Here is a 25728-nt window from a genome sequence, read left to right on the forward strand (position 1 = left end):
CAGGCGACACGGGCCCAAGCCTTACATAGGCTTGGCCACCATCAGGTAGAAAATCGCCATGAACGCCAGGAATGCAGGCCAACCCAGGCCAAACCACCAGCGCATATAGGTTGCGGCCTTGAGTGGCATCGCCGTACCTTCGCGCAACGCCTGTTCCGCCATCTGGTGCACACGAATCTGCAACCACACCACTGGCAGCCAGCAGATCCCCGCCAACACATACAAACCGAACGTCCACTGCAACCAACTCTGCTGCAATGACCAACCCGCCAGATGCATCAAGCCGATCCCACTCAATGGCTGGAACACTGCCGTGGTCGCGGTAAACGCCCAGTCGGCAAAGACCAGGTGTTTGAATGTTACGGCGATCACTTCCACTTTGCCGCTGCGCCAGGCGCGCAACGCGTAGTAGGCCGAGCCCGCGCCCAGCCCGAACAGGATGGTGGACGAAAGGATATGCAGGGTTTTGAGCAGCAGGTAAGCACTCATCGGCGACACTCATTCACAGTAGGTTCAGTCCAAAAAAGCCATAACGTAGCCACCATCAGCACCAGGTTCTTGGCGACGGCGGCGTAGGGGTCGAACCAGTAGTGGGGCAAAACGAAGCTGATGACTACGGTGTATCCGGCCATCAACAACAGTTGCAATAGCAGGGTGTGGCGCCGCCAGCGCCTGATCAGCAGCCCGATGCCCAACAGACCATCGCACAGCGACCCGCCGATCACCGCCAGCATCGCCCAAACACCGTGCACGCCTGCCTGCGCCATGATGCGCAAGCCCCACTCGTACCCCGGCCCCAGGCACACCGCTGCGGTGCCCAGCCAGATCAGCACCAGCACCGCCAGCATCAAGGGACGGATCGTAAGCTGGCTGCTCACGGCCGCTGTCGGCCAGCCCTGCAAACGCGACGACAGCGGCGCCGCCGAATAACCGCAGACCGAAGCCAGCACCTCGGGGTCGGCCACGTTGTCCTGTTGCGCCAGAGTAATGCTTTGTCTGTTCAGCGCACGCCAACCCAGGCGGTCGCCCACCCGACCGCTCAACCCTAGCAGCGGCGCCTGGACGTATCGGCCCGGCGCCCAGCCTTGTACGGCGCGCAAGTGATCAATGACCTGGCCCAGCCGCATCGGTTCAGGCCCTACCAATGGCAACACCATCGCTTCAACTGGCCACCGACGCAGCAATGCCAGTACGGCCCCGACGACGTCAGCGATATGCACCGGTTGCAGATGGGCCTTGAGGTCCAGCAACGGGATCAGCGGCCACGGCGAAAGCGCGGCGAGCCAGGCACTGCTGGCGCCGCCCTCACCCACCACCAATGAGGGTCGCAATACCACCGCTTCAATCCCGAGGCCAAGCAGATAGTCGTCAGCCGCTCCTTTGCTGGCGAGAAACGGCACATCGGACTGCGCTGAAGCGCCCAGGGCGGAAACCTGCAGCACTCGCACGCCGCGCTGCGCCGCCAGATCGAACAACGCGCAAGTGCCCCGGTCCTGCACCCGGCTCAGCTCGGCCGCATCCACGCTCAGCAGACCGGCTGCATTGATCAGTAAATCAACGGATTCGGGAAAGTCGAAACCTTCGGGGTCGACGGCCAGCAGGTTCAGATCCAGCGGGCGCCACTCCACGCCCGGCCAATTCTGGCTTCGAGGCTCGCGACAAGTAGCGACCACTTGATGCCCCGCCTGCTGCAGAGCCAGCAACAGGTGGCGCCCGACAAACCCGGTGGCGCCTACCAGAAGAATGTTCATGAAGCTCCTTTCAAACCGGCTTGGCCCCCATGAGCCCGGCAATCGCCACAAACCCCACCAAACTGACCACCGCCAGCACCAAGGTGAAATTCAGGCTACCGCCCTCGCCTTTACGCAGCCGATTGAGCCGCGCCACCAGCCAGAACCAGGCCAGCGCCGCCACGGTGTACAGAATGCTGGAACCCAGGATCCAGGTTTGCCCCAGCGGCCAGCCGACCAGGTGCACCATCCACCAGCCGGTGAACGGCATGCTCACCAAACAAATGCCCATCAGCAGCCAGACGAACGCCCACGGGCGTTGCACAATCACCGCCGGTCCGGCGCTGCGCTTGCGCCAGGCCAGTACTGCCAGGCCCAGGCCGCTGAGCAGCAGCAATACGGTGGCGGCGATGTGAATAACCTTGAGGGTGGTCAGCGTTTCCATAGTCTCGATTCCTTGAAGGCCGCTCAGTCAGCGTAGTCGCTCAACCGAGGAACAACTGGTAGGCCGGGTTTTCGCTTTCATCCCAATACGGGTAGCCGATCTCGGCGAGGGCGGCCGGGACCAGGTGGCGCTCGTCCGCCGGTACTTGCAGGCCGGCGACCACCCGGCCGTCAGCCGCGCCGTGGTTGCGGTAGTGGAACATCGAGATATTCCAGCGCCCGCCCAGCTTGTTAAGAAAGTTGAACAACGCCCCCGGCCGTTCCGGAAATTCAAAACGAAACACCAGCTCATCACTGACTTTGGCCGCATGCCCGCCGACCATATGGCGGATGTGCAATTTGGCCAATTCGTTTTCGGTGAGGTCCAGCACCGGGAAACCCTGGTCGGTGAGGCTGGCGATCAATGCGCTGCGCGGGTCGTTTTCCGGGTGGGTCTGCACGCCGACGAAGATGTGCGCCTCGCTGCCGGTGTGATAGCGGTAGTTGAATTCGGTGATCTGGCGCTTGCCCACTGCCTCGCAGAATGCCTTGAAGCTGCCCGGTTTCTCGGGAATGGTCACGGCGATGATGGCTTCGCGGCCTTCACCCAGTTCGGCGCGTTCGGCCACATGGCGCAGGCGGTCAAAGTTGACGTTGGCGCCGGAGTCGATGGCAACAAAGGTCTGGCCGCTGACGCCACGGGTCTCGACATACTTCTTGATCCCGGCCACGCCCAATGCGCCTGCCGGCTCGGTGATCGAGCGCGTGTCGTCGTAGATATCCTTGATTGCCGCACAGATTTCATCGGTGCTGACGGTGATCACTTCATCCACATAGTCTTTGCAGATGTCGAAGGTGTGCTGGCCGATCTGCGCCACCGCCACGCCATCGGCGAAGATACCCACGGTCGGCAGCACCACGCGCTCACCCGCCGCCATCGCCGCTTGCAGGCAGTTGGAGTCGTCCGGCTCGACGCCGATGATCTTGATGTCCGGGCGCAGGTATTTCACATACGCCGCAATCCCGGCGATCAACCCGCCGCCGCCCACCGGTACGAAGATTGCGTCCAACGGCCCTGGATGCTGGCGCAGGATCTCCATCGCCACGGTGCCCTGCCCGGCAATGGTGTGCGGATCATCATAAGGGTGAATGTAGACGTAGCCTTTTTCATCGACCAGCTTCAGTGAGTAGGCCAGGGCTTCCGGGAAAGAATCACCGTGCAGCACCACCTTGCCGCCCCGCGAGCGCACGCCTTCGACCTTGATTTCCGGGGTGGTCTTGGGCATCACGATCGTTGCCTTGACCCCCAGCACCTTGGCCGCCAGGGCCAGGCCCTGGGCATGGTTGCCCGCCGAGGCGGTGACCACGCCGCGTGTGCGCTCCTCTGCGCTGAGCTGGCACAGCTTGTTGTAGGCGCCGCGAATCTTGAACGAGAACACCGGCTGCAAGTCTTCGCGCTTGAGCCAAATCTGGTTGCCCAGCCGCTCGGAAAGCTGGCGGGCAGTCTGCAGGGGTGTTTCTACGGCAACGTCGTAAACGCGCGAGGTGAGGATCTTTTTGACGTAGTGTTCAAGCATCGGCAGGCATCTACTTCAGGGGTTGGGCATGGCCAGGGAGTCTAACCCGGCTTTTGGCCGGGAGACCACACGAATCCCAAGGTTTGTTGGGGTATACTCGCCGCCCTCGATCACTCCCCCGCCCGTTCCGGAGCCCGCATGACCCAGGATCAACTCAAACAGGCAGTGGCCCAGGCCGCTGTCGATTTAATCCTTCCCAAACTCGACGACAAGAGCATCGTCGGTGTCGGCACCGGCTCCACTGCCAACTGCTTTATCGATGCGCTGGCCCAGCATAAAGGTGCGTTCGATGGCGCAGTGGCCAGCTCCGAAGCGACCGCCGCACGCCTTAAAGGCCATGGCATTCCGGTGTACGAGCTCAACACCGTGAGCGACCTGGAGTTCTACATCGACGGCGCGGACGAAAGCGATGCCCATCTGAACCTGATCAAAGGCGGCGGCGCAGCCCTGACCCGCGAGAAGATCGTCGCGGCCGTGGCCAAGACCTTCATCTGCATTGCCGACGCCAGCAAGCTGGTGCCGGTGCTCGGTGCATTCCCGCTGCCGGTGGAAGTCATCCCGATGGCCCGCAGCCACGTGGCCCGCGAGCTGGTGAAGCTGGGCGGCGACCCGGTGTACCGTGAAGGCGTGTTGACTGATAACGGCAACATCATCCTCGATGTGTTCAACATGCAGATCACCAACCCGGTGGAACTGGAGACGCAGATCAACGCCATCGTTGGCGTGGTGACCAACGGCCTGTTCGCCGCACGCCCGGCGGATGTGCTGCTGTTGGGTACCCCGGAAGGCGTGAAAACCCTCAAAGCTTAAGAACACCGCAGTTCAAATGTGGGAGGGGGCTTGCTCCCGATGGCAGTGTGTCAGTCAGAATATCTGGTACTGATACACCGCCATCGGGAGCAAGCCCCCTCCCACATTTGATAGCGAACCGGTCTGGATTTCTGTAACACAAACGCTACTTTTCGCAGCACTCCTCTCCAAAACCGTGCGCTCTGTCACGCCCTGTCTGGTATCCAATCCGTTACAAATTACAACCAAGCGACCCACGCGTTTAACAATGCGCCAATTCGCCGCCGCCCATGGAATGAGGCGCGCATTGTGCAAAGCGTCTGCGCTTGAACATCTCATCACCTCAAGGAAGACCCTGTGATAAAGCCCCTCGCCCTCGCTCTCAGCGTCGCCGGCACTCTGCTGTCGACGCATCTTCAAGCCTATGATTACGGCCAGCACGCCACCACCACCCTGGAAAAACTGATCAACGACTACCCCGGGCGTTATCGCGGCACGGCCAATTTCGCCGGGGCGGCCGATTGGATGCAGAGCCAGATGGGCACGGCCTACAGCATCAGTCGCCAGGACTTCACCTGGAACAACGGCAGTCGCGCCTCGCAAAACGTGGTGGCCTACGCCGCCGGCACTAAACCGCAGTACGTGGTGATCGGCGCGCACTTCGATACCTACTTCGGTCGCCCTGCCCTGCAAGGCCTGGACGACAACGGCTCCGGCGCCAGCGTGCTCACCGAGGTGGCGAAGAACCTGGGCGGGCTGCAACTGGAAAATGGCTTGCAGGTGGTGGGCTTCGGCGCGGAAGAAGAAGGCCTGCGAGGGTCCAAGGCCTTCGTTGAGTCCCTGAGCGCAAGCCAACGCGCCAACATGCTCGCGATGATCAACCTCGACAGCCTGATCACCGGCGACATGATGTATGCCCACGCCGGCCAGAACAGCGCGGCCAACCCCAGCCTGGCAGCGTTGCGCGAACACACCTTCCAGATCGCCAGGGAGCTGAATATCCCCCTGTTCACCAACCCCGGCCTGGACCCGCAATACCCCAAGGGCACCGGCTGCTGCAGCGATGGCGAACCGTTCGAACCGCTGAATATTCCGATCCTGTATATCGAGGCGACCAATTGGGAGCTGGGCGACCTGGATGGCTACACCCAGACCGACAATCCGAAAATCCCCGGCGGCTCGACCTGGCACGACCCGAACGAAGACAATAAAGCCGTGCTCACCGATGCCTTCGGCCAGGCGCGCATCGATCAGCGCCTGCGCGATTATTCGCGCCTGCTCAGCCGCCTGGTGCTGGAACTGACCAATGCCGACTTGATGGCCTCGACTGCCTCGGGCGGCGCCGTCGCACGCAATATGCAGGACAACCTGCAGCGCCAGCACCAGGCCAGCGTGCGTTTGCACGAGCGCCGCTGGCTGACCTTGCAGTCGGCCAGTCGCGAAGTGGGCAGCTTCGATGGCGAAATCGGCGTGGACGGTCAATACAACCCGGACAGCGGTTTCGACCGCGCACCCAACCCAGAGGCCCGGCAGTTGGGCGTGCATGCGCTGGGCGACTACCAGCTGAGCTCAGCCCTGAACATCGGCGCCAGCCTGAGCTACCGCAACGGCCGCGACACGCTGGAGCACCGCGGCAAACTCGATAGCGACACCTGGCAGGCCGCCGTCTACGCCCTGCTCAACGACGGCGGGCCGAGCTGGCTGGCCGGTGATCTGAGCGTCGGCCACACGCGCTTCGATTCCAAACGCAACCTGCTGATCCAGGCCAGCGGCGGGCCGGTGCTGCTCAACCAGCACCTGACCGGCAAGACCGACGCGCTGTCCCTCGGCGCACGGGTGCTGGGCGGCTATGACTTCGATTTTGGTGCCCTTCAGAGCGGACCCTTTGCCGGGCTCGATTACAGCCACTACCGCATCGACCAGTTCCACGAGAAGCAGAACCTGCGCACCGCGCTGGACTACGAAGAACAGTCGTTCGATTCCCTGGAAGCCAGCCTGGGGTGGCGCGCGCGCGGTGCTGTCGCTCTGCCTTACGGCTTGAGCCTGATGCCTTACGGCAACATCGCGTGGGTCAAGGAATTGGCCGATGGGCGTCTCGACGACCTGCAACTGACCGCCCGCGCCGATGGCCAGGCCCGCACCGCCAAACTGGGGTCAGTCGATAAACGTTTTGGCCGTGCGCAGCTCGGCAGCCAATTGGCGATCACCCCGCAATTGGGGGTGTACGCCGAAGTGAACAGTCGACTCGGCCATGCCGAGGGCAGCCAGACCGGCTACTCGCTGGGTGTGCAGTGGATGTTCTGATCAGGGCTTCTTGAACACGTAGAACAGGTTCGGCTCACTGACGAGGTACAGCGTGCCCTCGTCATCCATGGCGATCCCTTCGGCCTGCGGCACACGTTTTTTCAGGCCATGGCGCCCGTTGAGCAGTGACAGACTGCTTAACGGGCGACCATCGATATCCAGTTCCAGCACCAGGAACGACTCATCGGAAAGCGCCAGTAAATGGCCGCTGCGCTCGTCGTATTGCAGGCTCGACAGGTCGCGCACGAATAACCCGGCATCACGCTTGGGGTTGTTGATCACATGCACCGAGTAGGTTTTTTCCGCTTTGAAATGGGGAAAGCCGTGGACCTCATAGATCACCATCGGGTCGCGTTCCTTGGCGACAAACAGGCGCTTGCCCACCGAGTCATAGGCCAGGCCTTCGAAACCCTTGTTGCTGCCAATGTGCACGCCCAGGGTCATCTGCTCCGCATCGGCGGCATCGAGAAATTGTGTGTCATCGTCCACATGCACTTTGATCAGGCGCTGTTGGCGCTCGTCACTGATCACGTAAATATTGTCGCTGATGAACTCCACCGCCTCGGCATCGCCAAACCCCACCAGGGGAATACGCCGCAGGATCTTGCCTTGCAGGGACAGCTCGACCAACTCGGCGTTTTTATTGGTGACGGTAAACAGGCTTTTGCGCACCGGGTCGTAGGTGAGGGCCGACACATCGTCGTCGAGCCCTTCGATCACCTGGCCTTCCAGGGAGACGCGGTAATCGGCCAGGCCGATGCCGCGTTCATCCGCTGGCTGGTGCCACACCTGCCAGTTGAACCAGGCACGCTCGAACAGACGGAATTGCTGCGCAACGATCGCGGCAGCGACCAGCGCAATCAACAGCAGGATTAAAAGAGCAGGTTTGGGGCGGGCAAATCGACGCATCGTGGCGGGCTCAGAGAAAAACTGGCGAATAGATATCAAGATCGCCTGAATTTAAACTTAAACGCAACGGGCTGTCTGGTGAATGCCGCTTTTTAAGACGCGTCCGACGTAAGACGTAGGTTATTTCTGTTTTTCAAACCGATAGAACAGGTTTGGCTCGCTGACGATATACAGCGTACCGCTCTCGTCCATGGTTACGCCTTCGGCACGCGGGATGGTGTCCTTGAGGCCGTTGAAACCGCCCAGCAGGGTCATGAAGCTGACTTGCTCGCCGGTTTCATCCAGCTCCAGCAGCAGGTGGGAGTCGGCGGACAGCACCAGCAAGTGCCCGGTACGCGGGTCGACGGCCAGGGCGGACAGGTTGCGCACGTCCAGTTCGGTACTCGCCCGTTTCTGCTTGTCGCCTGCCAGGGTCTGGCTGCCGTCGCTCTTCCAGGTAAACAGTGCCGGTGGGCGCTCTTCGCCCAGCACCAGCTGCTGGTTGCGCGGGTCCCAGGTGATTGCTTCAAAGGCTTTGTTCTGGTCCTTGGACGGGCCCAGGTCATAACTGGGGAAATCGGCCTTGTTCAACGCCGTGGTGCCGGCGTCAACCTTGACGATGGTCAGGCTGTGCTCGCGCTCATCGACCACGGCCATCAAGCCATTCTCCATCACCGTCAGGCCTTCCGGATTGTTCCAGCCGTTGAGGGGCATCTTGCGCAGTACGTCGCCTTGCAGGCTCAGCTCCACCAGGAACGGGTTCTTCCCCATCACGGAGAACAGGGTTTTGGTGCTTGGGTTGTAGGACAGGTCCGAGGCCTCGTCCTTCTCCATACCGGGCAGCAACTTGGCGTCGATGACCGCGTGATAGTCCGGCAGCCACACGCTTTCCCGGCGTTCGGCCGGGCTTTCAAAGCCCTCCAGCACCCACAACACACCGCGATCATCCCAGTGCATGGCCCAGGCGATGCCATACAGGATCGCACCGGCCAGAAACACCCAGGAATACCAGCGCATGGTCAAGCGAGAGCGAAGCGTAGGTTTGGAGGTGGGCAGAGGCACGGCCATTGAGGGCTTTTTCCGGAAGTCAGCTGTAGGGAATAGAGCAAGAAGCTGGAATTATGCGGATGGCGTGTGAAAAAAATGCAAAACCCATGTGGGAGGGGGCTTGCTCCCGATTACGGTGTGTCAGTGCCAAATGTACTCACTGACACACCGCTATCGGGGGCAAGCCCCCTCCCACATTTTTTCAGCGCACGACGCTCTCGAAGCGGTTGACGCCCGACAACTCCAGCACCAGCTTGTCGCCGACATTCAGCGGCCCTACGCCAGCCGGGGTGCCGGTCAGGATTACATCACCCGCCTGCAGGGAGAAGCAGCCGGCCATGTGCTGGATCATCGGCACGATCGGGTTGAGCATCTGCGCGCTGTTGCCGTTCTGGCGGACTTCGCCGTTGATGGTCAGGCGAATGCCGATATCGGTCACGTCCGCGAACGTGCTGCCGACCACAAAAGGCGCAATCACCGCCGCGCCGTCGAACGACTTGGCGATCTCCCACGGCAGGCCCTTGGCCTTCAACTCGGCCTGTTTGTCGCGCAAGGTCAGGTCCAGGGCCGGGGCGAAGCCGGAGATGGCGTCCAGCACTTCTTCGCGGCTTGGGTTGTTCGACAACGGCTTGCCGATCAACACGGCGATTTCCGCTTCGTAATGCACCGAACCGCGCTCGGCAGGAATAGTGAAACCGCCTTCCAGCGGCACCACGCAACTGCCCGGCTTGATGAACAGCAACGGCTCGGTCGGCACCGGGTTGTCCAGTTCCTTGGCGTGTTCGGCGTAGTTACGCCCGATACACACCACTTTGCCTACCGGAAAGTGGATGCTGGTGCCGTCGATATACTTGTGCTGATAGCTCATGGAGCGACTCCTTAAAAAGCGTCCTTAAACAGCGAAGATCTTGCCTGGGTTCATGATCCCGTTCGGGTCGAACACCGCTTTCACCGCCTTCATGTATTCGATTTCAACCGGTGAGCGGCTGTAAGTCAGGTAATCGCGCTTGGTCATGCCCACGCCATGTTCGGCGGAGATCGAGCCGTTGTATTTGGCGACGGTCTCGAACACCCATTTGTTCACGGTGGCGCACTTGGCGAAGAATTCGTCCTTGCTCAGGGTTTCCGGCTTGAGGATGTTCAGGTGCAGGTTACCGTCGCCAATGTGGCCGAACCAGACGATTTCGAAATCCGGGTAGTGCTCGCCGACGATAGCGTCAATTTCTTTCAAGAAGGCCGGCACTTTGGAAACGGTGACCGAAATATCGTTTTTGTACGGCGTCCAGTGGGAAATCGTCTCGGAGATATATTCGCGCAGCTTCCACAGATTATGCAGCTGGGTCTCGCTCTGGCTCATCACGCCATCCAACACCCAGCCTTGCTCGACGCAATGTTCAAAGGTCTCGAGGGCGTGATTGGCGACTTCCTCGGTGGTGGCTTCGAATTCCAGCAGCGCGTAGAACGGGCAATCGGTTTCGAACGGCGCTGGCACGTCGCCACGCCCGAGGACTTTGGCCAGGGCCTTGTCGGAGAAAAATTCGAAAGCGGTCAGGTCCAGCTTGCTCTGGAAGGCGTGCAGCACCGGCATGATCGAGTCGAAGTCGGTGGTGCCGAGCACCATGGCGGTCAGGTTTTTCGGCGCACGGTCCAGGCGCATGGTGGCTTCCACCACGAAGCCCAGGGTCCCTTCGGCGCCGATGAACAGCTGGCGCATGTCGTAGCCAGTGGCGTTCTTGATCAAGTCACGGTTCAGTTCCAGCACATCGCCTTTGCCAGTGACGACTTTCATCCCGGCCACCCAGTTACGGGTCATGCCGTAGCGAATCACCTTGATCCCGCCGGCATTGGTGCCGATATTGCCGCCAATCTGGCTGGAACCGGACGATGCGAAATCCACCGGGTAGTACAAGCCATTTTCTTCGGCGACGTTCTGCAATTGCTTGGTGACCACACCCGGCTGGCACACCGCAGTGCGGTCGGTAAGGTTCACGTCGAGAATCTGGTTCATATAGTCGAACGACACCACCACTTCGCCATTGGCCGCCACCGCCGCCGCCGACAGGCCAGTGCGCCCACCGGATGGCACCAGCGCCACCTTGTGGGTATTGGCCCAACGGACGATGGCCTGCACCTGCTCGGTGGTCTTGGGAAAGACGATGGCGCACGGCGCGGGCGCGAAGTGTTTGGTCCAATCCTTGCCGTAAGCCTCCAGGGAGTCGGCGTCGGTCAGCACTTTGCCGGGCTCAACCAGGGTCTTCAGCTCATCAATCAGGGCAGGATGGGTCATCGACAGAACTCTCGAACAATTCATGGTCATCCTGAGAACGCTTCACGTCGCAGGAATAGGTGTTTAGCGGGGCGCGTATGCTAGCATACCGCCCCCGCAGGACAGAGCCCAAGGGCGTTTCTGCGGTGACGGCTTTCCTGCCGTCCGGGTCAGCTCTGTGCCCTGATTCGCCAATACGTTTCTGTATGACGAGTGGCTGTTGTCGTCAGGCAAGGCGCCGCGACGACTCATAGCTGGCTATGGGGAGGAGCGGCAACGCAGCATGACGGCAACAGACGCCGTCAAACAGGAACAGTATTGGTGAATCAGGGCACATCCGGCTGCTCGATTCCCTGCCATTTTTCTCCGGGATACAGGTTTACGCAGATGAGCAAGACTTCTCTCGATAAGAGCAAGATCAAGTTCCTTCTTCTGGAAGGCGTCCACCCATCGGCTGTCGACGTTCTGAAAGCCGCCGGGTACACCAGCATTGAGTACATCACCAGTTCTCTGCCGGAAGCCCAGCTCAAGGAAAAGATCGCCGACGCGCACTTTATCGGCATTCGCTCCCGCACTCAGTTGACCGAAGAGATCTTCGACCACGCCAAGAAACTCGTGGCGGTCGGCTGCTTCTGCATCGGCACCAACCAGGTCGACCTCAACGCAGCACGCGAACGCGGCATCGCGGTGTTCAACGCACCGTACTCCAACACCCGTTCCGTGGCGGAGCTGGTGCTGGCCGAGGCCATCCTGCTGTTGCGCGGTATCCCCGAGAAGAACGCTTCCTGCCACCGTGGCGGCTGGATCAAGAGCGCGGCCAACTCCTTCGAAATCCGCGGCAAAAAGCTGGGTATCGTCGGTTACGGTTCGATCGGCACTCAACTGTCGGTATTGGCAGAAGGCTTGGGGATGCAGGTGTTCTTCTATGACACCCTGACCAAGCTGCCCTTGGGCAACGCCACCCAGGTGTCGAGCCTGACCGAGCTGCTGGGCATGTCCGACATCGTCACCCTGCACGTTCCGGAAACTGCCGAGACCCAGTGGATGATCGGCGAGAAGGAAATCCGCGCCATCAAGAAAGGCGGGATCCTGATCAACGCCGCGCGCGGCACAGTGGTCGAGCTGGACGCCCTGGCCGAGGCGATCAAGGACAAGCACCTGATCGGCGCCGCCATCGACGTGTTCCCGGTAGAGCCACGCTCCAACGACGACATTTTCGAAAGCCCGTTGCGCGGCCTGGACAACGTGATCCTGACCCCGCACATCGGCGGCTCTACCGCTGAAGCCCAAGCCAACATCGGCCTGGAAGTCTCGGAAAAACTGGTCAAGTACAGCGACAACGGTACCTCGGTATCGTCCGTGAACTTCCCGGAAGTGGCCCTGCCGGCTCACCCTGGCAAGCACCGCCTGCTGCACATCCACCAGAACATTCCGGGTGTGATGATGGAGATCAACAAGGTCTTTGCGGAAAACGGCATCAACATCTCCGGTCAGTTCCTGCAGACCAACGAGAAGGTCGGCTACGTGGTGATCGACGTCGACGCCGAGTACTCGGACCTGGCGCAAGAGAAGCTGCAGCACATCAACGGCACTATTCGCAGCCGTGTGTTGTTCTGACGCTTTAAATGCGGCATAAAAAATGGGAGACCCGCAGGGGGTCTCCCATTTTTTTGCCTGAACAGCGCTTACTTGACGTTAACCGTGATGACTTTCGAGGCGACCGTCGGGTTGAACTGCATGTGCAGTTTGTCGCCGGCCACCAGTTGCAAGGTGTGCTTGCCGGGCGTCAGGGTCAATTCGGTTTCGGTCTGAGCCTTGCCGTAATGGATCACGGTGTCGGTGGCCGGAATCGGCAGTTTCGCATCAGGCAATTCTTTCTGGTCGATCAGCAGGTGGTGGTGGCCGGTGCCGGCGGTCTGGTCGGTGGCCGGCGCCAGTTGCAGGCCTTCCATGCCGAATTTTACGGTGAAGGTCTTATCGACGGTGGCGCCGTCCTTGGGCGAGACGATGAATACTTTCGCGCCTTCAGGTGGTGCGCTGCGCGGGATGCCGTCGGCGGCAGTGGCCAACATCGAAGCACCCAGCATCAAAGAGGCCAGGGTTGCACGGGACAAAAGGGCTTTCATTCGCTTCTCCAGTTTTCGTGAAATCTGTAGGGTTATGACAACTTCGCGACAAATTGCTGTCCAAGGCACTCGACACCATAGCAAAGCGATGCTGAACGGCGTCTCGCCCGTACGAATTCTTTAGGAGTGACCATGCGCTTTTCGCCTGGCCTGTTACTGCTGCTTCCCCTTCTAAGCGCCCCGGCTCACGCCGAGCTGATCGATGATGTCAACGATCGCGGTGAGCTGCGCATCGCCCTTGAAGCCAACACCCCGCCTTACAATTTCAAGGAAGGCGAGAAGCTCACCGGCTTTGAGGTTGAGCTGGGTGAACTGCTGGCAAAGGAGATGGACGTACGCTCCTCGTTTATCACCACCGATGATGCCGACCTGTTGCCTGGCGTGGCGACCGGCAAATATGACGTGGCGCTTAACCATATCGCTATGACTGCCGAGCTTGAGGATCAGTTCGATTTCAGCGCGGCGTATCACCAGACGCCGGAGCTGGTGATCCCGTTCCAGAAAGGCAATCCGGCGTTCAAGAGCAGCCTGGACAATGCGTTGAAGCGGGTGAAGGATGATGGTCGGTTAAAGGCGCTGGAAGAGAAGTGGCTCGACGGAAATACGCGATAACCCATGTGGGAGGGGGCTTGCCCCCGATTGCGGAGTGTCAGGCACAAAAAATTAGCTGACTGAGCCACCGCTATCGGGGGCAAGCCCCCTCCCACATTTTGTTCCAGGCAAGACTTGACGCCGGCTTAAAACGGCTCGTTACCGCGCCGACGGAACCAGCCGGTCAGGGACAGGCGTTCACGCGTGGCAGGCAGGACCTCGTGGGGCACTTCGCCGGAGAGGAACACCACCAGGCTGCCGCCGGTGGGCACCACGTCGTGTTCGATGCCGCCCTTGAGGTACATGCGCAACTGCCCGCCGTGTTCGGGCAGCCAGGCGTCGTTCAAATAGATCACGGCCGAGACCATGCGCCGGTCATCGTCGCGAAAACGATCCACATGCTTGAGGTAGAACGCCCCGGGCGGGTACATCGCGAAGTGGCTTTCGAAGTCTTCCAGGCCAAGGAACAGGCCACGGTTCATGGCCAGGCGCAGGCCGTCCATTATCGCCATGTAGGTATCGCAAACGGCGGCATCGCCCTCTTCCAGCCATTGGATGTGGTCGCCGCGAATCCCCTCGCGAATTTCCTGGGCGGGCCCGCGCCCCACCGCCGCCGGCGCCAGCTCACCTTCAGCCGCACGTTTACGGCACTCAGCCGCCAGCTCCAGGGTCAGAGCCTGGGGCAGGAAGGCATTCTGCTGCGACCAGCCTTGTTCGGCCAGGTCGTCGACAATGCGTTGCAGCAGGGGGTGATCAAGGGGCATTTGCATGGCGCGCATAGTATCCATACGCCTGTAAATCCGACAGCGCCGTCGGGCGCTCGAATACACTTTAGTCAGGTGACCGATAGGACTTCTCGACAAATCCTACGCCCGACACGGACAATAGTGGCCGACTGACAGGAGTCCTTATGCGTCGTTTGTTTCTTTCCTTGCTGATGTTCTGCGTTTTGCCCGCCTGGGCAGACGGCCATGACCAGTTGTACAAGGTTGCCGGCTGGGCCGAACAACGTGCGCATTTCAATGACGCCCTCAGTGCCGCCCAACAGCGCTACCGCAACAGCCTGCCGCCGGCGGTGTACCAGGCGCTGGTGGACAACAGCAACAAACGCTTCGCGGCCCAGGCCATGGACCAGCGCGCCGAGGCCCAGTTGCGCAAGCACCTGGCGGACCCGAAACCGGCGCTGGCTTTTTTCCAGTCGCCCCTGGGCCGCAAGATTGTCGCCGCCGAACTGCTCGCCACACGTCGCGACCAATTGGCGAAAAACGCCCAGGGCCTGCCGAAAATCCAAGCCGACGCCACCCGCAGCCTGATCATCGGCCACCTGGCCCAGGCCTTGCCCGCGCGGGAAGCGGGCGCCGAAGTCAGCCTGGCGATTGCCGGCGTGGCGGCGGACAGCTTGAGCCAGATGATCCCCGGCCTGTTGGGCGGTGGTCAGGCTCAGGGCATGTTGAATGGGCAGCGTGAGCGGCTGATGCAGCAGATCGACAAGGATCTGAATAACACGCTGTTGTATGTCTATCGGGATTTGTCTGACCCGGAGTTGGAAGAATTCGCGACGTTTGCCGAATCGCCGGAAGGCAAGGCGTATTACCAGGCAGCGCTCGCCGCCATCCGCGCAGGCCTTGCGGTCGGCCAAAGCACCTCCAGTCTTACGCAGTAGAAAAAAATGTGGGAGGGGGCTTGCTCCCGATTGCGGTGTGTCAGCTACACATAAGTTGACTGATACACCGCTATCGGGAGCAAGCCCCCTCCCACATTGGATTGTGTTACTTCAGATGGTCCGTGAGAAAACTGAAATATTCTTCACGAATCTCCGGAATTTCGTTCGCCAGGTGATGCCGCCCACGCTTGAGCATCAACACCTCGGGCTGGTCAAACTTACTGCGCAGCACCTGCAAGTTATGTTGCCAATCCACCGTCATATCCTCTTCACCCTGCACAATCACCGGCCGCCGTGGGCTGCGCGGTGCGGCTTCGATGCGTTTGATCCAGCGCGCCAGGGCGCCTACCCAGGCGGTCGGCAGTTGGCGCGGCTGCAACGGGTCGGCTTCGAGAAAGGGTTTGAAGGCCGGGTCGTTGGAGTTATCGCTGAACCGTCGCGCGATGCCTTTGACGAACGGGCGCAGCAGGTAATAGCTGGCTTGCGACCAGCCCCATGCACGCGGACGTACCAGCGGCGACAGCAGAAAGGTCTTGCCCTGGGCCGGGCTTTCGGCGCCGTGGTTGAGCAGGTGATCAACCACGATGGCGCCGCCGGTGCTTTGCCCGAACAGGTGCCAGGGTTGCGGCAATTGCAGCGCCTGGGCCTCGGCGAACAACGCCTGCACTACGTCCTGGTACACCGCAAACTCATCAATACTGGCACGCACGCCGCTGGACAAGCCATGGCCCGGCAGGTCGCAGGCGATCACCACGAAACCCTGGTCCAGCGCCCAATCCACTACGTGGCGGTACAGTCCCATATGGTCGTAAAAGCCGTGGAACATGAACATTGTCGCCACCGGCGCAGGCGGCCACCATACCTGCGCCACCACCTCGAACCCGCCCACCTCCAAGCACCCCAGACGGCTCACGGCCGGCACCTTGCGTGCGCCCAGGTCGAGGCCATAGAAACGTTGATAGACCCGCGCCTCGGCTGACAAAGGCTGCGCATCCACCAGGGGCCGCAAGCTTTCGCGCAGATGATCAGGGTCAAAGTTAACGGGCATAAAGGCTTCCAGACTGACGGTGAAGATGAATATCGAGCTGCGATATTCATCTGTCAGGACAAGCATGGCAAGCTACGCGACCCGCGAGGATACCTCTGAATGCGACAGCCCTACCGCACTGCCTTGTTCGCCAGCCTGGTGCTGATTATCTGCACCGCCGTGCTGTGGGCCGCGTATGACTGGTTCCAGGGCCGTTACCTGCGCGCCTTCAGCGAACACACGGCGGTGTTCTCCGGCGATACGCTGCAACTGCCCGCCGCACTGCGCGGGCCTGGGCCGATTCGCCTGGTGCACTTCTGGGACCCGGCCTGCCCGTGCAATGTCGGTAACCAGCAACACCTGAGTGAGCTGATCGAGCAATACGCGCCGCAGGGTGTCGAGTTCTATGCCTTGCAAAAGGCCGGCAGCCACGGCGCCCTGCCGGACACCCTGCGCCAGATGAAAACCCTCGACGCCCTGCCCGGCGCCGATCAGGTGCCGGCCAGCCCGGCCGTGGGCATCTGGGACCGTACGGGCAAGCTGGCGTATTTCGGGCCGTACAGCGAAGGGCTGACGTGCAATTCCAACAACAGTTTTATCGAGCCGATCCTCAAGGCCCTCGAAGCCGGGCGCGAAGTGAATGCCACGCACACCCTGGCGGTGGGCTGCTATTGTTCGTGGCCTAAGGAACCGTAGTCTGTCCATTCAGGGTTAAGGAAAGTCGATGAAGCGTGTCTTGCAGGCTCTCGTGGTGCTGGTTGTGCTGGTCGCCCTCGGCGCCGGCTGGTACGTCTACAGCAAGCAACCCACCCGCCAGGGCACGGTCACCCTGGCGCACTTGCAAGGCTCGGTCACGGTGCGCTACGACGACCGTGGCGTGCCGCATATCCGCGCCGGCAACGAGCCCGACCTGTACCGCGCCCTGGGCTATGTGCATGCCCAGGACCGGCTGTTCCAGATGGAAATCATGCGCCGCCTGGCCCGTGGCGAGCTGGCCGAGGTGCTCGGGCCCAAGCTGCTGGAGACCGATAAGCTGTTTCGCAGCCTGCGGATTCGCGAGCGCGCCTCAAGCTACGTCGAACACATGAACACCGACTCGGCCGCGTGGAAGGCCCTGCAAGCCTACCTGGACGGGATTAACCAATATCAGGCCAGCCAAGCCAGCCCGATGGAGTTCGACGTGCTGGGCATCCCCAAGCGCCCGTTCACCGCCGAGGACTCCATCAGTGTCGCCGGGTATATGGCCTACAGCTTTGCTGCGGCTTTTCGTACCGAACCGCTGCTGACTTACGTGCGCGACCAACTGGGCAGCGACTACCTCAAGGTCTTCGACCTCGATTGGCAAGCCAAAGGCGCCCTTAACCTGGCGGCCGGCGACTGGAAGACCCTTGGCGCCCTCGCCAGCCTGAGCGAGCAGGCCCTGGCTGACAACGGCTTGCCGCAATTTGAAGGCAGCAATGCCTGGGCCATCAGCGGCAGTCGCACCCAGAGTGGCAAACCATTGCTGGCGGGCGACCCCCATATCCGCTTCTCGGTGCCGTCGGTGTGGTACGAGGCGCAGCTGTCGGCGCCCGGCTTTGAGTTGTATGGCTACCACAACGCGCTGGTGCCGGTGGCCTTCCTCGGGCACAACCTGGACTTCGGCTGGAGCCTGACCATGTTCCAGAACGACGACCTCGACCTGGTCGCCGAAAAGGTCAACCCGGCCAACCCCAACCAGGTCTGGTATCACGGCCAGTGGGTCGACATGAGCAGCAGCGAACAGCAGATCCAGGTCAAGGGCCAGGCCCCGGTCACGCTGACCCTGCGCCGCTCGCCCCACGGCCCGATCGTCAATGACGTGCTTGGTGAAAACGCCGGCACCACGCCGATCGCCATGTGGTGGGCGTTCCTCGACAGCGAAAACCCGATCCTCGAGGGTTTCTACCAGCTCAACCGTGCCGACTCCCTGGCCAAGGCACGTGCGGCGGCGGCCAACGTCTCGGCGCCTGGGCTGAATATCGTGTGGGCCAATGCCAAGGGCGATATTGGCTGGTGGGCGGCGGCGCAATTGCCGATACGCCCGGCCGGCGTCAACCCGGCGTTCATCCTCGACGGCAGTACCGCCCAGGCCGACAAGCTGGGTTTCTACCCTTTCAGCGCCAACCCCCAGGAAGAAAACCCGGCGCGCGGCTATGTGGTCTCCGCCAATGCCCAGCCGGCGTCACCCACCGGCATGGAGATTCCCGGTTATTACAACCTGGCCGACCGTGGCCAGCAGTTGAATGCGCAGTTGAGCGACAACAGCGTGAAGTGGGACGTCAACAACAGCCAGGCCCTGCAACTGGGCACCACCACTGCCTTTGGGCCGCGCCTGCTGGCGCCGCTGTTGCCGGTGCTGCGTGAGGTGGTCACAGACCCGGCGCAGTTGAAGCTCGTAGAACAACTGGCAAGCTGGAAAGGCGACTACCCGCTGGATTCCACCAGCGCCACCCTGTTCAACCAATTGCTGTTCAACCTCGCTGACGCCACCTTCCACCCGAAACTGGGCGACGCTATGTTCAAGACCCTGCTCGGCACCCGCGTGATCGACGCCGCCCTGCCACGCCTGGCCGCCACGCCGGATTCGCCCTGGTGGAACGGCACGCGAGCCGGCACCGTCAAGCTGGCCTGGGACAACAGCCTGGCGCACCTGAAAGCCACCTTCGGCGATGACCCGTCCCAGTGGCAGTGGGGCAAGGCGCACACCCTGACCCACGGCCACCCGCTGGGCATGCAGAAGCCGCTGGACAGGCTATTCAACGTGGGCCCCTTCGCGGCGCCGGGCAGTCACGAAGTGCCGAACAACCAGACCGCCATGATCGGCCCGGCGCCCTGGCCGGTGACCTACGGCCCCTCGACCCGCCGCCTGATCGACTTCGCCGACGCGGCCCATGCCTTGACCATCAACCCGGTGGGGCAAAGCGGTGTGCCCTTTGATGCTCACTACAGTGATCAGGCGCAAACCTATATCGAAGGCGGCTACGAGCAGGCGCATTTCAATGAAGAGGAAATCACGGCGAATACCCGTGGCACCCTGAAACTGTTGCCTGCCAGATAGCTATGTTTCACTCGGTCAAAATGTGGGAGGGGGCTTGCCCCCGATGGCGGTGGGTCAGCGACCCATGAGTTGACTGACATACTGCTATCGGGGCAAGCCCCCTCCCACATTTACGGCAAAGTTGAGCCTGAACTGTTGCGGCGTCACGCCCAGCCGACGGTTGAACACACTGCGCATGTGCTGCGCATCGCGAAAACCGCATTGGTAGGCCACCGTCTTGAGCGGCGCGTGCGTGCTTTCGAGCATGACCCGCGCTGCATCAACCCGCGCCCTCTCGACAAATTCCGCCGGCGTAATTCGTGCTTCACGGGCGAACACCCGGGAGAAATTGCGCGCACTCATATTCGCCGCCCTGGCCAGGTCGGCAATGCCCAGGTCCCCGGTCAGGTTCGCCAGCACGTACAACTGCACCAACGCCACCGCCGAGGTGGTTTCTGCATGGGGCGTGAGGAACGGGCTGAACTGTGACTGGCCGCCCGAGCGCTGGGTGAACACCACCAGACGCTTGGCCACGCTCAACGCGACTTCCGGTCCATGGTCCTGGGCCAGCAGGTACAGCGACAGGTCGATCCCCGCCGTGACCCCGGCCGAGGTGTAGAGGTTGCCGTCCTGCACATACAGGCGGTCGGCTTCGACGTGGGCCGAGGGGCACAACCGGGCCAGGTCGGCAGCGTCTCCCCAATGGGTGGTGACGGTTTTACCGTCCAGCAGACCGGCGCGGGCCAGCATGAAGGCGCCATTGCAGATCGAACCAAAGCGTCGCGCCCGCGCGGCGGCAGCGCGCAGCCAGTCATCGAACGCCGGGCCAAAAACCTCGAACGGCAACTGCGGGCCGCCGGCGACCAGCAACAGGTCATAAGCCTGCAGGGCCTCGCTGTAATGCCGGTGGGCCTGCAATGACAACCCGTTGGAACAGGCCATGCTGCCGTGTGCAAAGCCGATCACGTCCAGCTGATAGTGGTCTTCAGCCGCGAGGAAGCGGTTGGCCTCGCAGAACACATCCATAGGCCCGGTCACGTCCAGTGACTGGACGCCAGGGAAGATCAGGATGGCGACGGTTTTTTGCATGAACGACAGACCTTTTCTAACTGGAAAAACACAGAACCCTGTGGGAGGGGGCTTGCTCCCGATGAGGCCGTGTCAGTCAATACATGTATGACTGACCCACCGCCATCGGGAGCAAGCCCCCTCCCACATTTGGATTGTCGCAGGCCTTACCCTAGCCGATTTTGCCTTGGCACGATGTGTCGACACATTGGCCGGGATCGCTCCCTCGTCGCCATAGCCCTCACACGCAAGCACGACCAGACTGGATGCTTCCCAGAGGAGAACCCCCATGAGCACCACCATCGCCGGTATCAAGATCCCAGACAGCGCCCTGGCCAGGGCCACCACGGAATACATCCGCGACATCGAGTCCGACCTGCTCTACCACCACTCCCGCCGGGTATTCCTGTTCGGCGCATTGAGCGGTGAGCGCAAGCAGATGGCGTACAACCCGGAGTTGCTGTACGTCGGCGCAATGTTCCACGACCTCGGCCTGGTGGAAGGCCATCGCAGCGCCGACGAACGCTTCGAAGTGGACGGCGCCAACGCGGCGGCCGCTTTCCTCAAGCCTTATGGGCTCAGTGATGACGATATCGAACAGGTATGGCTGTCCATTGCCCTGCACACCACGCCGGGCGTGCCGCAGCATCTGCGCCCGACCGTGGCGCTGGTGACGGCAGGGGTGGAGATGGACGTGTTGGGCCTGGACTACGCCGCGTTCAGCAACGTGCAGCGCGAAGCGGTGGTGCATGCGCATCCACGCGGTGAGGGATTCAAGGAATGCATCATCTGCGCGTTCGCCGATGGCTTGCGTCATCGCCCGCAGACCACGTTTGGCAACGTCAAGACCGACGTGCTGGTGGATCAGGAGCCGGGGTTCAAGCCGATGAATTTTGTGGAGGTGATTCGCACCTCACCCTGGACTTGAAATGCAATCAAATGTGGGAGGGGGCTTGCTCCCGATGGCGGTGGGTCAGTCAACAGGTGCGGTGACTGACACTCAGCAATCGGGGGCAAGCCCCCTCCCACATTTGGATCTCACCAGGCTTCAGACCGGTGCGGGCGCCCGGCGCGCGTCCGGCTGTTTCCAGCCATCCGCCGCCGCTTCTTCAATCGCTTGCTGGATTGCTTTCTTGCGATGCTCCTCGGCCCGACGGCTGAAGAACCACACCAGAAAGGTCACCAGCGACACCGCCAGCAGAATCAGGCTGGCCACCGCGTTGATCTCAGGTTTGACCCCAAGGCGCACGGCCGAGAACACTTCCATCGGCAAGGTCGTCGAACCCGGGCCCGAGACGAAGCTGGCCAGTACCAGGTCATCCAGCGACAGCGCGAACGACATCATGCCGCCCGCCGCCAGCGATGGCGCGATCATCGGGATGGTGATCAGGAAGAACACCTTCCACGGCCGCGCCCCCAGGTCCATCGCCGCTTCCTCGATCGACAGGTCCAGTTCACGCAAGCGTGCCGACACCACCACCGCCACATACGCCGCGCAGAAGGTGGTGTGGGCGATCCAGATGGTGACAATGCCACGCTCCTGGGGCCAGCCGATCATCTGCGCCATGGCCACGAACAGCAGCAACAGCGACAGGCCGGTGATCACTTCCGGCATCACCAACGGCGCCGTGACCAGGCCGCCGAACAGCGTACGGCCCTTGAACTGGCTGATGCGTGTCAGCACGAACGCCGCCAGCGTACCCAGCGCCACCGCCGCCACCGCCGTGTAGCAGGCGATTTCCAGGGAACGCGCCACCGAGCCCATCAACTGGGTGTTGTCCAGCAGGCCCACGTACCACTTGATCGACCAACCGCCCCACACCGTCACCAGCTTGGATTCGTTGAACGAGTAGATCACCAGGATCAGCATCGGCAGGTAGATGAACAACAACCCCACGACCAGCATGAAGCTGGAGAAACGAAAGCGTTTCATATCTTGCCCTCCAGCTCTTTGGCCTGGCTGCGGTTGAACAGGATGATCGGCACGATCAGGATCGCCAGCATCACCACGGCCAATGCAGAGGCCACCGGCCAGTCACGGTTGTTGAAGAATTCTTGCCACAGCACTTTACCGATCATCAGGGTTTCCGGGCCGCCGAGCAGTTCAGGAATCACGAACTCACCCACCACCGGGATAAACACCAGCATGCAGCCTGCGATGATGCCGTTCTTGGACAGCGGCACGGTGATTTTCCAGAAGCTGTTGAAGGTGCTCGAACCCAGGTCCGATGCGGCTTCCAGCAGGCTCTGGTCGTGCTTGACCAGGTTGGCGTACAGCGGCAGGATCATGAACGGCAGGTACGAATAGACCACGCCGATATATACCGCGATGTTGGTGTTGAGGATCTGCAGCGGTTCGTTGATCAGCCCCATGGACATCAGGAAGCCGTTGAGCAAACCGTTGTTGCTGAGAATGCCCATCCACGCATAGACGCGGATCAGGATCGCGGTCCAGGTCGGCATCATGATCAACAGCACCAGCACCGTTTGCATTTCCTTGCGCGCGGTGGCGATGGCGTAGGCCATCGGGTAGCCGATGAGCAGGCACAGCAGCGTGCTGAAAAAGGCCATCTTCAGCGAGCCCAGGTACGCGGCGATGTAGAGCTCATCGCCCGCCAGCAAGCTGTAGTTGGCCAGGTTCAGCACCACTTGCAGCTTTTGCTCAACGTAGGTGTAGATCTCGGTGTAGGGCGGAATCGCTACATCGGCTTCGGCAAAGCTGATTTTCAGCACAATGAAAAACGGCAGTGCGAAAAACAGGAACAGCCAGAGGAAGGGAATCCCGATGACCACCTGCTTGCCACTGGGCACGATGCGATCCAAGCGCCGCTTGAATTTCTTCATGTTCATGAGCGAAGTACCACGCCGCTGTCGTCTTCCCACCAGACGTAGACCTGGTCGCCCCAGGTTGGGCGCTGGCCACGGCGTTCGGCGTTGGCGACGAAGGACTGCACCAGCTTGCCGCTCGGCAGCTCCACATAGAACACCGAGTGGCCGCCCAGGTAGGCGATGTCGTGGACTTTGCCGCTGGACCAGTTGTGCTCGCAGGTCGGCATTTCTGTTGTGACCAGCAGTTTTTCCGGGCGGATGGCGTAAGTCACCGACTTGTCTTCCACTGCGGTGGCGATGCCGTAGCCCACGTAGATATCGCGGTCCAGGTCCGGGCACTTGAGCACGGCGTGGCCTTCGGCGTCGTCCACCACTTGGGTGTCGAAGATATTGACGTTGCCGATGAACTCGCACACCAGGCGGCTGGTGGGCGTTTCGTAGATGTCGATCGGGCTGCCGATCTGGGCGATCCAGCCCAAGTGCATGATGGCGATGCGCTCGGCCATGGTCATGGCCTCTTCCTGGTCGTGGGTCACCATCACACAGGTCACGCCGACGCGCTCGATAATCTCGACCAGCTCCAGCTGCATCTGAGAGCGCAGCTTCTTGTCGAGGGCGCCCATCGGCTCATCGAGCAGCAGCAGTTTCGGGCGCTTGGCCAGGGAACGGGCCAGGGCCACACGCTGGCGTTGGCCGCCGGACAACTGGTGCGGCTTGCGCTTGGCGTACTGGCTCATCTGCACCAGCTTGAGCATCTCGGCCACGCGAGCGTCGACTTCAGCCTTGGGAATCTTGTCCTGTTGCAGGCCGAAAGCGATGTTCTGTGCCACGGTCATGTGCGGGAACAAGGCGTAGGACTGGAACATCATGTTGATCGGCCGCTCGTAGGGCGGCATGTCGGTGATGTCCACACCGTCGAGATAGATGCGGCCTTCGGTCGGGCGCTCGAAGCCCGCGAGCATGCGCAGCAAGGTGGACTTGCCCGAACCCGAACCGCCGAGCAAGGCGAAGATCTCGCCTTTCTTGATTTCCAGGGACACATCGTCCACCGCAATCGTCTCGTCGAACTTCTTCGTGACCCGGTCGATTTTGACCAACACCTTTTTCGGTGTCTGGTCGCCCTCGAGGGCTTTCTTATAGGCGCCGGAGGCAACTGCCATTTACGAAACTCCCAAAAAAAGAGTACAGCTCGCCCGGTGCAGGCGAACCTTGAATAGTTTGAGCCTTACTTGCCCGTCTTGACCTTGGTCCAGCTACGGGTCATTAAACGCTGCACGTTCGGGGGTAGCTCGAAGTTGACGAATGTCCGGTCGAGAACCGCCTGCGGTGGGTAAACCGCTGCGTCGGTGCGTATCGATTGCTCCATCAGTTTGTCCGCCCCGGGGTTAGGGTTGGCATAACCGACGTAATCACTGACCTGAGCGATCACTTCAGGTTGCAGCAAATAGTTGATGAAGGCGTGAGCCTCTTTGACATTGGCAGCGTCCTTGGGGATCGCCAGCACGTCAAACCACAGGTTGCCGCCCTCCTTGGGAATCGCGTAGGCGATGTTCACGCCTTTGCCCGCCTCGCTTGCGCGGGCCTTGGCCTGGAACACATCACCGGAGAAACCGGCTGCCACGCAGATATTGCCGTTGGCCAGGTCCGAGATGTATTTGGAGGAATGGAAGTAGGTCACGTAGGGCCGTACTTTCAGCAGTTTTTCCTCGGCCTTCTTGTAGTCGGCCGGGTTGGTGCTGTTCGGGTCCAGGCCCATGTAGTTGAGCACGGCCGGCAGCATTTCATCGGCCGAGTCCATGAACGAAACGCCGCAGGTGGCGAGCTTCTTCATGTTTTCCGGTTCGAACAGCATGGCCCAGGAGTCGATCTTGTCGACGCCCAGCACCTCCTTCACTTTGTCGACGTTGTAACCGATGCCGTTGGTGCCCCACAGGTACGGCACGGCGTAGGCATTGCCCGGATCATTTTTCTCAAGACGCTTGAGCAATGCCGGGTCGAGGTTGGCGTAATGGGTCAGCAGGGACTTATCCAGCTTCTGGAACGCCCCGGCCTTGATCTGCTTGCCCAGGAAGTGGTTGGACGGCACCACCACGTCGTAACCGGTACGCCCGGCGAGCAGCTTGCCTTCCAGGGTTTCGTTGGAATCGAACACGTCATAGACGGGCTTGATGCCGGTGGCCTTTTCGAAGTTGGCCAATGTGTCGGGGCCGATGTAGTCCGACCAGTTATAAACATGCACGGTCGGTGCGGCCTGCACGCTGACAGCCAGCGTGATACCTGCACCCACCAGCAAGGCTTTGCGAAATAAAGAAATTGGCAAGTGGAGGTCCTCTTAAATAGTT

24 protein-coding genes are annotated in these 25728 nt (G+C 61.2%); 8 read left to right on the plus strand and 16 right to left on the minus strand.

Features of this window, described 5'->3' with window-relative positions:
- Positions 1 to 21: 21 nt before the first annotated feature.
- The 4 genes from C4J86_RS25240 to ilvA are packed head-to-tail and all read right to left on the minus strand — an operon-like array spanning position 22 to position 3730.
- On the minus strand, positions 22 to 489 hold the full coding sequence (locus tag C4J86_RS25240) for a DUF2269 domain-containing protein (RefSeq protein ID WP_124372200.1): 468 nt from the start codon (positions 487 to 489) through the stop codon (positions 22 to 24).
- Positions 486 to 1751, minus strand: coding sequence for an SDR family oxidoreductase (locus C4J86_RS25245; protein WP_124372201.1), 1266 nt, complete (start codon positions 1749 to 1751; stop codon positions 486 to 488). Before C4J86_RS25245 ends, C4J86_RS25240 begins: the two co-directional genes overlap by 4 nt.
- A gap of 10 nt (positions 1752 to 1761) precedes the next feature.
- Positions 1762 to 2175 carry a DUF2269 family protein gene (locus C4J86_RS25250; RefSeq protein WP_124372202.1) on the minus strand — a complete coding sequence of 138 codons (414 nt, stop codon included), beginning with the start codon at positions 2173 to 2175 and terminating at the stop codon, positions 1762 to 1764.
- Positions 2176 to 2215: 40 nt separating this feature from the next.
- Positions 2216 to 3730 carry a threonine ammonia-lyase, biosynthetic gene (ilvA, locus tag C4J86_RS25255; protein WP_124372203.1) on the minus strand — a complete coding sequence of 505 codons (1515 nt, stop codon included), beginning with the start codon at positions 3728 to 3730 and terminating at the stop codon, positions 2216 to 2218.
- A 138-nt stretch (positions 3731 to 3868) separates the two neighbouring features.
- Between ilvA and rpiA the strand changes: the two genes are divergently transcribed.
- A complete protein-coding gene (gene rpiA, locus C4J86_RS25260) occupies positions 3869 to 4540 on the plus strand; it encodes a ribose-5-phosphate isomerase RpiA (RefSeq protein WP_124372204.1) in 672 nt (223 codons plus the stop codon).
- A 336-nt stretch (positions 4541 to 4876) separates the two neighbouring features.
- Positions 4877 to 6823 (plus strand): autotransporter domain-containing protein, encoded by a 1947-nt coding sequence (locus tag C4J86_RS25265; protein ID WP_124372205.1) that lies wholly within the window; start codon positions 4877 to 4879, stop codon positions 6821 to 6823.
- On the opposite strand, the gene C4J86_RS25270 is transcribed toward C4J86_RS25265, so the two are convergent.
- The 4 genes from C4J86_RS25270 to C4J86_RS25285 all read right to left on the minus strand — a co-directional run bounded on the left by C4J86_RS25270 (position 6824) and on the right by C4J86_RS25285 (position 11045).
- Positions 6824 to 7732 carry an SdiA-regulated domain-containing protein gene (locus C4J86_RS25270; protein WP_124364855.1) on the minus strand — a complete coding sequence of 303 codons (909 nt, stop codon included), beginning with the start codon at positions 7730 to 7732 and terminating at the stop codon, positions 6824 to 6826.
- A gap of 120 nt (positions 7733 to 7852) precedes the next feature.
- Positions 7853 to 8779, minus strand: coding sequence for an SdiA-regulated domain-containing protein (locus C4J86_RS25275; RefSeq protein ID WP_124368735.1), 927 nt, complete (start codon positions 8777 to 8779; stop codon positions 7853 to 7855).
- A gap of 181 nt (positions 8780 to 8960) precedes the next feature.
- Positions 8961 to 9626 (minus strand): fumarylacetoacetate hydrolase family protein, encoded by a 666-nt coding sequence (locus C4J86_RS25280; RefSeq protein WP_124372206.1) that lies wholly within the window; start codon positions 9624 to 9626, stop codon positions 8961 to 8963.
- Positions 9627 to 9650: 24 nt separating this feature from the next.
- Positions 9651 to 11045 (minus strand): FAD-binding oxidoreductase, encoded by a 1395-nt coding sequence (locus C4J86_RS25285; RefSeq protein ID WP_124372207.1) that lies wholly within the window; start codon positions 11043 to 11045, stop codon positions 9651 to 9653.
- A 366-nt stretch (positions 11046 to 11411) separates the two neighbouring features.
- On the opposite strand from C4J86_RS25285, the gene serA reads away from it, so the two are divergent.
- The gene (gene serA / locus C4J86_RS25300; RefSeq protein WP_034116292.1) at positions 11412 to 12641 is read left to right on the plus strand and encodes a phosphoglycerate dehydrogenase; all 1230 of its coding nucleotides are present in this window, start codon (positions 11412 to 11414) and stop codon (positions 12639 to 12641) included.
- Positions 12642 to 12709: 68 nt separating this feature from the next.
- Here serA and C4J86_RS25305 read toward each other — a convergent pair whose 3' ends face one another.
- Positions 12710 to 13150, minus strand: a complete 441-nt coding sequence (locus C4J86_RS25305) for a DUF4399 domain-containing protein (protein ID WP_124372208.1) — start codon at positions 13148 to 13150, stop codon at positions 12710 to 12712.
- 132 nt (positions 13151 to 13282) lie between these two features.
- Here C4J86_RS25305 and C4J86_RS25310 point away from each other — a divergent pair, with 132 nt between their 5' ends.
- Complete coding sequence (locus C4J86_RS25310) at positions 13283 to 13762, plus strand: transporter substrate-binding domain-containing protein (protein ID WP_124368739.1); 480 nt, start codon at positions 13283 to 13285, stop codon at positions 13760 to 13762.
- A 125-nt stretch (positions 13763 to 13887) separates the two neighbouring features.
- Here C4J86_RS25310 and C4J86_RS25315 read toward each other — a convergent pair whose 3' ends face one another.
- Positions 13888 to 14520, minus strand: coding sequence for a 2OG-Fe(II) oxygenase (locus tag C4J86_RS25315; protein ID WP_124372483.1), 633 nt, complete (start codon positions 14518 to 14520; stop codon positions 13888 to 13890).
- Between the two features lie 131 nt (positions 14521 to 14651).
- Here C4J86_RS25315 and C4J86_RS25320 point away from each other — a divergent pair, with 131 nt between their 5' ends.
- Positions 14652 to 15404 (plus strand): DUF2059 domain-containing protein, encoded by a 753-nt coding sequence (locus C4J86_RS25320; RefSeq protein ID WP_124364861.1) that lies wholly within the window; start codon positions 14652 to 14654, stop codon positions 15402 to 15404.
- Positions 15405 to 15510: 106 nt separating this feature from the next.
- On the opposite strand, the gene C4J86_RS25325 is transcribed toward C4J86_RS25320, so the two are convergent.
- Positions 15511 to 16452 carry an alpha/beta hydrolase gene (locus C4J86_RS25325; protein WP_124372484.1) on the minus strand — a complete coding sequence of 314 codons (942 nt, stop codon included), beginning with the start codon at positions 16450 to 16452 and terminating at the stop codon, positions 15511 to 15513.
- Between the two features lie 99 nt (positions 16453 to 16551).
- On the opposite strand from C4J86_RS25325, the gene C4J86_RS25330 reads away from it, so the two are divergent.
- Positions 16552 to 17127 (plus strand): DUF6436 domain-containing protein, encoded by a 576-nt coding sequence (locus C4J86_RS25330; RefSeq protein WP_124368742.1) that lies wholly within the window; start codon positions 16552 to 16554, stop codon positions 17125 to 17127.
- Positions 17128 to 17155: 28 nt separating this feature from the next.
- Positions 17156 to 19510 (plus strand): penicillin acylase family protein, encoded by a 2355-nt coding sequence (locus C4J86_RS25335; RefSeq protein WP_124372209.1) that lies wholly within the window; start codon positions 17156 to 17158, stop codon positions 19508 to 19510.
- Between the two features lie 84 nt (positions 19511 to 19594).
- Here C4J86_RS25335 and C4J86_RS25340 read toward each other — a convergent pair whose 3' ends face one another.
- Positions 19595 to 20578 (minus strand): GlxA family transcriptional regulator, encoded by a 984-nt coding sequence (locus C4J86_RS25340; RefSeq protein ID WP_124372210.1) that lies wholly within the window; start codon positions 20576 to 20578, stop codon positions 19595 to 19597.
- Between the two features lie 268 nt (positions 20579 to 20846).
- Here C4J86_RS25340 and C4J86_RS25345 point away from each other — a divergent pair, with 268 nt between their 5' ends.
- Complete coding sequence (locus C4J86_RS25345) at positions 20847 to 21485, plus strand: HD domain-containing protein (RefSeq protein WP_124372211.1); 639 nt, start codon at positions 20847 to 20849, stop codon at positions 21483 to 21485.
- A gap of 120 nt (positions 21486 to 21605) precedes the next feature.
- Here C4J86_RS25345 and C4J86_RS25350 read toward each other — a convergent pair whose 3' ends face one another.
- The 4 genes from C4J86_RS25350 to C4J86_RS25365 form a co-directional block, all read right to left on the minus strand.
- Entirely contained in the window at positions 21606 to 22490 is an 885-nt protein-coding gene (locus C4J86_RS25350) for an ABC transporter permease subunit (protein ID WP_124364867.1), read from the minus strand.
- Positions 22487 to 23407, minus strand: coding sequence for an ABC transporter permease subunit (locus C4J86_RS25355; protein WP_057014223.1), 921 nt, complete (start codon positions 23405 to 23407; stop codon positions 22487 to 22489). The genes C4J86_RS25350 and C4J86_RS25355 overlap by 4 nt, the downstream gene beginning before the upstream one ends.
- A complete protein-coding gene (locus C4J86_RS25360) occupies positions 23404 to 24546 on the minus strand; it encodes an ABC transporter ATP-binding protein (RefSeq protein WP_003176776.1) in 1143 nt (380 codons plus the stop codon). Before C4J86_RS25360 ends, C4J86_RS25355 begins: the two co-directional genes overlap by 4 nt.
- A 65-nt stretch (positions 24547 to 24611) precedes the next feature.
- A complete protein-coding gene (locus C4J86_RS25365; RefSeq protein WP_124372212.1) occupies positions 24612 to 25706 on the minus strand; it encodes a polyamine ABC transporter substrate-binding protein in 1095 nt (364 codons plus the stop codon).
- Positions 25707 to 25728 lie beyond the last annotated feature (22 nt).

It is taken from the genome of Pseudomonas sp. R2-7-07, assembly GCF_003852355.1.
Classification (GTDB): Bacteria; Pseudomonadota; Gammaproteobacteria; order Pseudomonadales; family Pseudomonadaceae; genus Aquipseudomonas.

Bases quoted from the DNA above. Each gene is read 5' to 3' on its own strand.
- C4J86_RS25240 (WP_124372200.1), bottom strand. From the start codon at position 489: ATGAGTGCTTACCTGCTGCTCAAAACCCTGCATATCCTTTCGTCCACC.
- C4J86_RS25245 (WP_124372201.1), bottom strand. From the start codon at position 1,751: ATGAACATTCTTCTGGTAGGCGCCACCGGGTTTGTCGGGCGCCACCTG.
- C4J86_RS25250 (WP_124372202.1), bottom strand. From the start codon at position 2,175: ATGGAAACGCTGACCACCCTCAAGGTTATTCACATCGCCGCCACCGTA.
- ilvA (WP_124372203.1), bottom strand. From the start codon at position 3,730: ATGCTTGAACACTACGTCAAAAAGATCCTCACCTCGCGCGTTTACGAC.
- rpiA (WP_124372204.1), top strand. From the start codon at position 3,869: ATGACCCAGGATCAACTCAAACAGGCAGTGGCCCAGGCCGCTGTCGAT.
- C4J86_RS25270 (WP_124364855.1), bottom strand. From the start codon at position 7,732: ATGCGTCGATTTGCCCGCCCCAAACCTGCTCTTTTAATCCTGCTGTTG.
- C4J86_RS25275 (WP_124368735.1), bottom strand. From the start codon at position 8,779: ATGGCCGTGCCTCTGCCCACCTCCAAACCTACGCTTCGCTCTCGCTTG.
- C4J86_RS25280 (WP_124372206.1), bottom strand. From the start codon at position 9,626: ATGAGCTATCAGCACAAGTATATCGACGGCACCAGCATCCACTTTCCG.
- C4J86_RS25285 (WP_124372207.1), bottom strand. From the start codon at position 11,045: ATGACCCATCCTGCCCTGATTGATGAGCTGAAGACCCTGGTTGAGCCC.
- serA (WP_034116292.1), top strand. From the start codon at position 11,412: ATGAGCAAGACTTCTCTCGATAAGAGCAAGATCAAGTTCCTTCTTCTG.
- C4J86_RS25305 (WP_124372208.1), bottom strand. From the start codon at position 13,150: ATGAAAGCCCTTTTGTCCCGTGCAACCCTGGCCTCTTTGATGCTGGGT.
- C4J86_RS25310 (WP_124368739.1), top strand. From the start codon at position 13,283: ATGCGCTTTTCGCCTGGCCTGTTACTGCTGCTTCCCCTTCTAAGCGCC.
- C4J86_RS25315 (WP_124372483.1), bottom strand. From the start codon at position 14,520: ATGCGCGCCATGCAAATGCCCCTTGATCACCCCCTGCTGCAACGCATT.
- C4J86_RS25320 (WP_124364861.1), top strand. From the start codon at position 14,652: ATGCGTCGTTTGTTTCTTTCCTTGCTGATGTTCTGCGTTTTGCCCGCC.
- C4J86_RS25325 (WP_124372484.1), bottom strand. From the start codon at position 16,452: ATGCCCGTTAACTTTGACCCTGATCATCTGCGCGAAAGCTTGCGGCCC.
- C4J86_RS25330 (WP_124368742.1), top strand. From the start codon at position 16,552: ATGCGACAGCCCTACCGCACTGCCTTGTTCGCCAGCCTGGTGCTGATT.
- C4J86_RS25335 (WP_124372209.1), top strand. From the start codon at position 17,156: ATGAAGCGTGTCTTGCAGGCTCTCGTGGTGCTGGTTGTGCTGGTCGCC.
- C4J86_RS25340 (WP_124372210.1), bottom strand. From the start codon at position 20,578: ATGCAAAAAACCGTCGCCATCCTGATCTTCCCTGGCGTCCAGTCACTG.
- C4J86_RS25345 (WP_124372211.1), top strand. From the start codon at position 20,847: ATGAGCACCACCATCGCCGGTATCAAGATCCCAGACAGCGCCCTGGCC.
- C4J86_RS25350 (WP_124364867.1), bottom strand. From the start codon at position 22,490: ATGAAACGCTTTCGTTTCTCCAGCTTCATGCTGGTCGTGGGGTTGTTG.
- C4J86_RS25355 (WP_057014223.1), bottom strand. From the start codon at position 23,407: ATGAACATGAAGAAATTCAAGCGGCGCTTGGATCGCATCGTGCCCAGT.
- C4J86_RS25360 (WP_003176776.1), bottom strand. From the start codon at position 24,546: ATGGCAGTTGCCTCCGGCGCCTATAAGAAAGCCCTCGAGGGCGACCAG.